This window comes from Clostridium sp. UBA5119 (genome assembly GCF_002414285.1).
In the GTDB taxonomy this organism is placed as follows: Bacteria; Bacillota; Clostridia; order Clostridiales; family Clostridiaceae; genus Clostridium_J; species Clostridium_J sulfidigenes.
Genome location: NZ_DHYX01000088.1, coordinates 1 through 4,535 on the forward strand (window position 1 = coordinate 1; position 4,535 = coordinate 4,535).

Annotated in this window: 2 protein-coding genes, 1 tRNA gene and 1 other annotated feature; all 3 genes read right to left on the reverse strand. The window is 29.8% G+C overall.

Features of this window, described 5'->3' with window-relative positions; all coding sequences use genetic code 11:
• Nucleotides 1–724: 724 nt before the first annotated feature.
• On the reverse strand, nt 725–2,104 hold the full coding sequence (gene murD / locus B2671_RS13745; protein WP_346870914.1) for a UDP-N-acetylmuramoyl-L-alanine--D-glutamate ligase: 1,380 nt from the start codon (nt 2,102–2,104) through the stop codon (nt 725–727).
• Nucleotides 2,105–2,660: 556 nt separating this feature from the next.
• Nucleotides 2,661–4,052: a glycine--tRNA ligase gene (locus tag B2671_RS13750; protein WP_346870915.1), complete on the reverse strand. Its 1,392-nt coding sequence runs from the start codon at nt 4,050–4,052 to the stop codon at nt 2,661–2,663.
• A gap of 79 nt (nt 4,053–4,131) precedes the next feature.
• Nucleotides 4,132–4,298 (reverse strand) — a binding site (T-box leader).
• Nucleotides 4,299–4,435: 137 nt separating this feature from the next.
• Nucleotides 4,436–4,510: transfer RNA gene (locus B2671_RS13755), tRNA-Asn, on the reverse strand.
• Between the last annotated feature and the right edge of the window lie 25 nt (nt 4,511–4,535).

Here is a 4,535-nt window from a genome sequence, read left to right on the forward strand (position 1 = left end):
TTTTCAAAGACCATTTGGTTTTCATCAATCTACCGACTGACTACTTTTTAAATTTTATCACCATCATTTTGTTATGTCAATAACTTTTTAAAACTTTTTTGTTTAAATCCATTTTTAAAGTTATCTAGATTTGAACTTTGAAGTTCGCATCACTTAGTGACGAGATTTATAATATCATAGGGTTTGCTTTCTCTTCTTAACTTATGTAATTATATATAAAAATTATCCTTTATTTGCTCTAAATTTCTTATTTTTTCTCTAATTTACATGTATTGATACACTTGGTTAAGTTTTTTAAATTTATTTATGATATGGCGTATAGTACTAATTAATTATATGTTTTTTATCTGTAAAATCTTATAAACCACTCTGAGTATATAGATTTAGAATAAATAGTTACGTATATGAATTGAAAACTAGTTATATATACCTAGTTAAATAGTTATTCTATCCATGATGGTTTCAAAGAGATTTGCCATTTGTATACCCAGATTACAAGAGCTATTAAAATGTGAAGTACAATAGAGTGTCACTATTACTTATAACTAACCTAACAATCTAGTATAATCTTCTTATAGTATTCTTTACAATTTAATTGACATTATGATTAAAAAAGTATATTCCTAGAAAACAGTAAATCAAAACTGCGTTCTAGGAGTATATCTTTCTATTATTACGTTAATACAAAGTATTATAGATATATATATTTTTTAATAATGCTCTATTACTTTAAATTCTTAACAACTTCTTTAAACCTATTTCCTCTAATCTCAAAGTTTTCAAACATATCAAAGCTTGTGCATGCTGGAGCTAATGCTACTATGTCTCCGCTTACTGATATTTCTACTGCTTTATTTACAGCTTCTTCTAACGTATCAACCATATGAATATCAACATGGATACCCTTTTCATTTTTTAATTTGTCAAAAACTTTTTTAATTTGTTCTTTAGCTTCCCCAAGCAAAATCAATGATTTAATATATGGATATCCTTCATATGCTAATGGATCGAAAGGAACTTTTTTATCACGTCCTCCAGCAATTAATACTACCGGTTTTTCAAAAGCTTTTATACCTGCTAATGTTCTAGTAGGACTTGAAGCTATAGAATTATTATAATATTCTACATCTCTATAGCTTCTTACAAATTCATTTCTATGTTCTACACCTTTAAAAGTAATTGCGACTTCTCTCATATATTTTACATCCACATCATCCATTATCAAAGCGAAGGCTGCTAATAAATTTTCTATATTATACATACCTTTAAGCAATACTTCACTTTCATTACATACCTTTTTACCTCTAGCAAAAAGATTTCCACTTTTATAGTAAGCTCCATTTTCTATAACACTATTTCTACTAAAAGTATAAAGACGCCCATTTTCTTCCCCTTTAATATTTCTTGTAACATCATTGTCTTCATTTAACACCAACAGGTTATCTTTATTCTGATATTTAAATATATTCTTTTTCGAATCTATATATTCTTGTAAATCTATATGCATATCTAAATGGTTAGGTGATAAATTTGTAATTAAAGCTACTTCTGGAGATGTATCCATAGTCATAAGTTGAAAACTTGATAATTCAAGAACAACCTTATCATCTGGTGATATTTCTTCTATTTTTGTGAATAATGGGGTACCTATATTCCCTCCAATCCAAGTTTTGAAACCTGCCGCACTTAAAATACTATATACTAAAGATGTAGTTGTTGTTTTTCCGTCGCTTCCTGTTATACCGTATACTTTAGCAGGACAATATCTTAAAAACTCCTCCATCTCAGATGTTATATATGAACCTTCATTTTGGGCTATAGTTAATTCTTTACTATCAATTCTCATAGATGGGGTTTTAAAGATAACATCAAAGCCACGCAAATTAGATAGATATCCTTCTCCCAATTCAAATTTAACTCCTTTGCATTGATACTTGTCTACAACTTCTTTAAGTTTTTCTATATTCTTTTTATCAAATGCAGTTACTTTAGCTCCTAACCCAATAAGGAACTCTATAAGCGGTATATTGCTTACCCCTATTCCTACTACTGCTACATTTTTATCCTTAATAAACTTCTTAAACTCACTAAAATTTCTTTTCATTCTTATTCCTCCAGTACCGCCATATATTAGCTTACTTCTATACTATAATTATATCATTACATTAAACTTAAAAAAACTCTATGAAAAATACTTATTCTATTTATTGCAAAAGTTCCCCTATTTTCTTTATTTTCGCCTATTTTCCCCCTGAATCTGCTAACTTTCCATTGTTTTTTCAATTTAATTTATTATTTTTTAAAAAAGCTATTGCTATGAGTTTTTCAATATGATATAATCTGTTTGTGCCGTAAGTAAAGGTGTTAAAACTTTTCCCCAAAGGTTTAACATTGCACATAACATATCCCCATGATTAAACCCTATTTTTTACCGGATGCAAATCCGGTTATTTTTTTATTCATTTATATAAATCTCCAGTAATGAACCCTTAAATACAATTTCTATTTAAATTTTAGACTACAATACATTTTTTAAACACCCTTAATTTATCATACCAATATATTTTTACTTTACATATTCAACTTATTATATTCTTTACTATAAAATAACTCCAAGCAAATTAATGCCTAGAGCTATTTTAAATCTATATAGACTTCTATTAAAATTCCATTTTTCCTTCTATATAGGATACTAGATTACTTATTGGCATTCTTACTTGTTCCATAGTATCTCTATCCCTTACTGTAACACTTTCATCTTCTATAGTGTCAAAGTCAATAGTAATACAGAATGGTGTTCCTATTTCATCTTCTCTTCTATATCTCTTTCCTATACTTCCAGCCTCATCATAATCTACATTAAACTTTTTAGATAATATTCCATATACATCAAGAGCCTTTTCACTTAATTTCTTACTAAGCGGAAGTACCGCAGCCTTAAATGGTGCTAATGCTGGATGAAGATGCATCACCGTTCTAACATCTCCGCCTTCTAGTTCTTCTTCATCATAAGCTTCACACAAGAATGCTAATGCAACTCTATCAGCTCCTAATGATGGTTCTATACAGTATGGTACATATTTCTCATTAGTAGTTGGATCTAGATAAGATAGCTCTTCTCCTGAATGTTCCATGTGTCTTTTTAAGTCATAGTCTGTTCTATCAGCTATTCCCCAAAGCTCACCCCATCCAAATGGGAATAAAAACTCTATGTCACAAGTAGCATTACTATAGAATGATAGTTCTTCTTTTTCATGATCTCTAAACCTTAGATTTTCCTTACCCATTCCTAGGTTAAATAAGAAATTCTTACAATACTCTTTCCAATATTCAAACCACTCTAAGTCAGTTCCTGGCTTACAGAAAAATTCAAGCTCCATTTGCTCAAACTCCCTTGTTCTAAAGGTAAAGTTACCTGGAGTAATTTCATTCCTGAAAGATTTACCTATTTGAGCTATTCCAAAAGGCACTTTCTTTCTTGATGTTCTTTGAGCATTCTTAAAGTTTACAAATATACCTTGAGCTGTTTCAGGTCTTAAATATATTTCATTTTTACTGTCTTCAGTTATGCCTTGGAAAGTTTTAAACATAAGGTTAAACTTTCTTATATCTGTATAATTCATTTTCCCACACTTTGGACAAACCACATTGTGTTTTACGATATATTCTTTATACTCTTCATTAGTCCATCCATCAGCTACAGCTACTTCTGCTCCTTCTGAAACCATATGATCTTCAACTAACTTATCAGCTCTAAATCTAGCCTTACATTCTTTGCAATCCATTAATGGATCAGAGAATCCACCTACATGACCTGTTGCTACCCAAACTTCTGGATTCATCAATATAGCACAATCCAAGCCTATATTATAAGGATTTTCTTGAACAAACTTTTTCCACCAAGCTTTTTTAACATTATTTTTAAATTCCACACCTAAAGGACCATAATCCCACGAATTTGCAAGTCCTCCATAAATTTCAGACCCAGAAAATATAAATCCTCTATTTTTACATAAAGCTACCATTTTATCCATAGTTAATTCTTTTGCCATATTCATTACCTCCATCAATGTTTTTTATTATTAATTGCAATTAACAAATTAATATTTGTAAATAAAAAACTTTAACCAATTAAGGGACGAAATTAATCCGCGGTTCCACCCTTATTAGCTAAAGCTCATCTTTAAAATTTATCACTAACTCAAAAGCTCCCTTCATAATATTAATATGATGACTTACACCCACCATCATCTCTCTTTAAAATCTTTATTACTACTCTTCTTTATCATCGTTATTATTCAGTTTTTAATATTATTATCCTCACATAATACTATAATTCAATATAAAATTAAAATATAAATATTATTTTGTTATATTATTTACTATAACAAAATAAGCCGACTTAAAAGCCCGCCGTAAGTTATCTTATAAAAAATGGCTCCGCGAAGAGGATTCGAACCTCCAACCTATCGGTTAACAGCCGAGTGCTCCACCGTTGAGCTATCGCGGAACATTGACCTGGCAACAACCTACCC

What these genes read in the sequence shown, in the direction of transcription:
- murD (WP_346870914.1), bottom strand. Translation starts at nt 2,104, where the DNA reads ATGAAAAGAAATTTTAGTGAGTTTAAGAAGTTTATTAAGGATAAAAAT.
- B2671_RS13750 (WP_346870915.1), bottom strand. Translation starts at nt 4,052, where the DNA reads ATGGCAAAAGAATTAACTATGGATAAAATGGTAGCTTTATGTAAAAAT.